This window comes from Mycobacterium sp., from assembly GCF_035653355.1.
Lineage (GTDB): Bacteria > Actinomycetota > Actinomycetes > Mycobacteriales > Mycobacteriaceae > Mycobacterium.
The window spans coordinates 1-4161 of the sequence record NZ_DASRBZ010000376.1 but is presented as its reverse complement, the minus strand read 5'-3'; the positions used below and the strand labels follow the sequence as shown (position 1 = coordinate 4161).

4 protein-coding genes are annotated in these 4161 nt (G+C 65.8%); all 4 read right to left on the bottom strand.

Annotated elements, in window-relative coordinates; all coding sequences use genetic code 11:
- On the bottom strand, window positions 1–1082 hold a 1082-nt coding region (locus VFA16_RS13035), incomplete at its 3' end, for a serine hydrolase (protein ID WP_324968214.1).
- Window positions 1079–2635, bottom strand: a complete 1557-nt coding sequence (locus tag VFA16_RS13030; protein WP_324968213.1) for a biotin carboxylase — start codon at window positions 2633–2635, stop codon at window positions 1079–1081. The genes VFA16_RS13030 and VFA16_RS13035, both read right to left, overlap by 4 nt.
- A gap of 326 nt (window positions 2636–2961) precedes the next feature.
- Entirely contained in the window at window positions 2962–3432 is a 471-nt protein-coding gene (locus VFA16_RS13025; protein ID WP_324968212.1) for a hypothetical protein, read from the bottom strand.
- Window positions 3433–3670: 238 nt separating this feature from the next.
- The coding region (locus tag VFA16_RS13020) for a dihydrofolate reductase family protein (RefSeq protein WP_324968211.1) at window positions 3671–4161 on the bottom strand (491 nt) is incomplete at its 5' end.

Below are 4161 nucleotides of genomic sequence, written 5' to 3'. Positions count from 1 at the left end.
AACTTGGCGGCGACCATCTCGGCGGCGCGGTTCACGTAGATCATCTGTCCGCACATGCCCAGGCACAACATGACGTTGCTGCCGGGGTAGGGCAACCACATTTGGTTGCGGTACATCCCGCCGGGCATTCGGTTGTCGTCGGGGCTGGCGGCGAACGCCTGACGCGAGTCGGGGCCGCCTTCGAGGGTGTCGGCGATCCAGGCCGCCGGCACCACTTGCTCGTCGGTCAACGAGACTCCGTCGCGCAGGAGCAGCGAGCCGAATCGGATCATGTCGGTAAGACAGGCGCTGATGCCGCCGTCGAAGAATCCGGTGCCGGCCGCGTCAACGCCGATGGTGGCGTCGCACTGGGCGCCGATGCGGCTCCACAGCAATTCCGACATCAGGTCGGGCATCCGCTGGCTGGCGGCCACCTCACAGATCCACCCGAGTACATCGGTTTCACACGAGCGATATTCGAACGGGCCGCCATGGGCCGACTTCTGCCGCAAGGTCAGCAGGAACTCTTGCAGCGTCGACGGGGCGCCCGGACTGCTCTTTGGCGCCCATCCCATCGCCTGGTCGAGGAGGTGTATCTCGGCGGCCGGGTCGCCGTAGTCCTCCGAAAAGGCGATACCCGACCTCATGTCCAGCAGGTGGCGCACCGTCGCATCGGCGTAGCCGCAATTGGCCAGGGCGGGAACGAATGCCCTGACCGGCGAGTCAAGTTCGATAGCACCGGCCCCGTGCAGCGCGCCGACGACGGCTGCCACCAGCGACTTGCTTACGGAGAACAGCAGGTGACGGGTCTGGGGCCCGAGCTCGTCGAGATACTCCTCGGCCACCATGAACCCGCGGTAGGCAACTGCCCACCCGTCGGTCACGGTTGCGGCCATCACCGCGCCCACGGTGGTGGCCGCGCCGTCAGTACCGGTCACCGGAATGTTGGCCAGGGGAGAAGGTGCCGCGGGCAACACCGCAGGCGGCCCTGTCCGGCGTGAGATTAGTGCGGTCGGCACGAAGTCTTCGACGTGCTGGAAGGACCACTGCGCATATGGCGCCGAGAGCCAGTTGTCGAGTGAGATGCCGGCGGGGATGCTCACGCTCGCGCAACGAGCCGCGAGACGATCGGCGTGGCCGGCGCCAGGGGGGTGGAGGCGAACTTCGCCTTGATGCCCTTGATCCAGCGCCGGCAGCGCTCGGTGAGCTGGTAGTCGTCGGTCTGCAGGTGTCCGCGGGTGACGAGCACGCCGAGTTGTGCGCCCTCACAACGTAAGTCGCCCGGCGCGGCGACACGCATGTAGAAGGCCTCGGACCCGTCGAGAAGCGTGGCCCAGTCGTTGGCCGGGCGCGCGAAGGAGACGCGCCCATCGTCGTCGATGCGCCACACACCGGTGCGTGGCGTCGCCGTGAAAATCTCGACATCTTGCGAGGTTTCACTGATGATCAGCTGACCCCAGACCTCGTCCTCCCCGTAGCCCCGCTCCCAGCGCGCATTGATTTCGTCGATGTCGAGCTCGTAGTCCACGTCCATGTACTCGAGCAGGTGGAAGAGAAACAGCGGCATGTCGGCGTAGGCCTCGGTGGTCAGGTTTGTCATCGGGCTCGCGCCGCTGAGACGAGGGTTCACCTCGCCGAGATAGAGCTCGTCGGAGTCCAGGTCGTGCAGGAGGTCCACCTCGAAGTAGCCGCGGTAGCCCTCGCGGCTCAGGATGTCGCCCAGCTTTCCAACCATTTGTCGCGCGGCGTGCGTCTGTGCGGGCGGCAGCACCTCGCGCCAGATGTCATTGCCGCACCACCCGCCTTTGCGCGGAGTCAACTCCGGATAACCGACGAGACTGGTCATCGCGGGACCGATCACGGTGCCGTGGCGGGTCACGGTGCCCTCGATGCACACCTCGACATTGCGGATGCGCTTCATGACTTTGACTTCCTGCCCGGCCAGGTCACCGGCATGCTTATCCCAGTCGCGCTGACCGCGCACAAAGAACACCGCACTGCCGGCGTCGCCATAGGCGGCCACGACGACGAGGTCATCGCCTAGCCCGGCCTGTTGCGCCAGCGCCCGCAGCTCGTCGTATGAGCTGGCCCGCCCGATCACGTGAGGCACGCTGGGCACGCCCGCCTCGTCGGCCAGACGCGTCATGACGAGCTTGGAGCCCAAGCGATGGCGCAACTCCACGGGAGGGTGCATGACCTCCAGACCCGCTTCGCGGGCGAGAGCCTGCGTCTCCTCTTCCATCATCACAAAGCAGGCCTTGCCACCAGGCCCTCGGCCCGCGATGAACTCGAGGGTCTCGGGATCACGCAGCAGGTGGTTGCACACATCACCCATGGACCCGAAATCAATGCGGTCGCGCCGCCGAGGAACGAACACGCGCGAGTGTGTGCCCTCGAAAGAATCAAAGTAGGTCAGGTAGAAGAAGTTTCGTATCCAGCGATCGATGCCCAGCAGGTTGAACGGGGTGGGGGAGATGAAGTACAGCGGCACCGTGTTGGTGTGAAAGAACGCGCGTACCTCCGAGAGGCCGTCCAGCTTGCGGCGCGGCTCGGCGGCCACTATTACGCCCGCCGGAGTGGCGTCGACGCCTGGCCCCCGCGCAGGAACCGCGGCGCAGGCGGAGTCCCGGTCAGCACAACGCCGATGAAATGACATATCTGCATTGGACAAGTGTGCGCCATGCCCATAGCCGTGTCGAAGTGAGGAGTGCGTGCGCGCTGGCCGAGCAATGCAAATCTGCTGCAACGCGTTCGGTTAGGCGCGGATTGTCGACACCTTGCGCCGCGAGATCGAACGCCCCTAAGGAACCTGCAGGTGCCCCACAGCATAACCACAGGCATGGCACTGTAGGCTCCGTAAGTCCAAGGCGCGCATGGTGTCCCAACTCTTAGCGCGGGGCCGTCAACTATCGATGGAAACCGCAAGTGGGACAAACCCACGCCATCCACTCGAGAAACGGAGTTGCCGAAGTGAACTGCAAATCACGACGTCGTAAAGTCGCCGCCGGTCTCGGCATGGTTGCCGGTGCCGTTTTGGCCGCAGCAATGATTCCTGCGGCCGCCGCACCCGCCTATGCCGACCCTGATGGTGGATTTGGTGCCGGCGGCGGTGAACACGGTGGCGGCGCTGTCTCCACCCCGTTCGGTGGCGGCGGTGGTGGCGCCGGCGCTGGCGGCGGCGGCCAGGTCGGTCCCGGCGGTGCTTCGTTCGGTGAGGCTGGCGGTGAACACGGTGGTATTTCCAGCCCGTTCGGCGACTTTGAGGCGCACGGCGGGACCGGGGGCCATGACCAATTCGGTCCCGGCGGGTTCAACTTCGGTGCCGGTGGCGGGGATGGCGGCGGCATCTCGACGCCATTCGGCGGCGCCAACGCCCAGGCCGGCGCCGGGGGCAGCGACCACTTTCGCCCATGAGGTACGTGAGATAAGGGTCGACACGTGCTGGGTGGGCACGGTCGGCCGCCGTACACCGATGCTCGTTGAGCGTGAGTCCGGCTGACCAGCCGCGCCTGCTTGCGTCGGCGGCTCGCCGCGACACCCCGCGCGTTTGTGGGGCAGCGGAAGGGGGAGCGTCAGTCGGCGACGCTGTCCCCAAGAAGGGTCGATGCCTGAGGTGACCTGGTTCCTTCCTGGATACTTGGCTGTGTCGACTGCGACGGTGTGGTCATCTGCGGAGAGTGCATGGCTGGAATCAGACATGCAGGGTGGGGCGGTAGATGAGCTCTTGGATATCGCCGTCGAGCGTCCGACTTTCGATCAACTCGAGGTCGAAGTCGGCCGCACCCTTAAAGATCGGCTCGTCGCCGGTCTGACCGGTGATGACGGGAAAGAGCGTGACCTGGATGCGGTCGACGAGGCCGGCGGCCATCAGCGCCCGGTTCATCGACAGGCTGCCGTGCGAGCGCAACGGCACTTCAGACTCCTCCTTGAGCCGCGCGACGACGTCGACCGCGTCGCCGCTCACGACGGTCGCATCAGGCCAGTCGAGAGGTCCTTCCAGGGTGGTCGACACCACCGTCGCCGGCAGGTGCCGCATCCGGGTGACCCACGGGTCGTGGACCCCCGACTCCTCGGTGCTCTCTGCCAGCATTTGCGCGAATGCCCGATACGTATTGGCCCCGAATACCATTCGCTGGTTCTCGTCGTACAGGGCCAGACGACGGTCGAGCAGTTCGGGGCCCT

What these genes read in the sequence shown, in the direction of transcription:
- VFA16_RS13030 (WP_324968213.1), bottom strand. Translation starts at nt 2,635, where the DNA reads ATGTCATTTCATCGGCGTTGTGCTGACCGGGACTCCGCCTGCGCCGCG.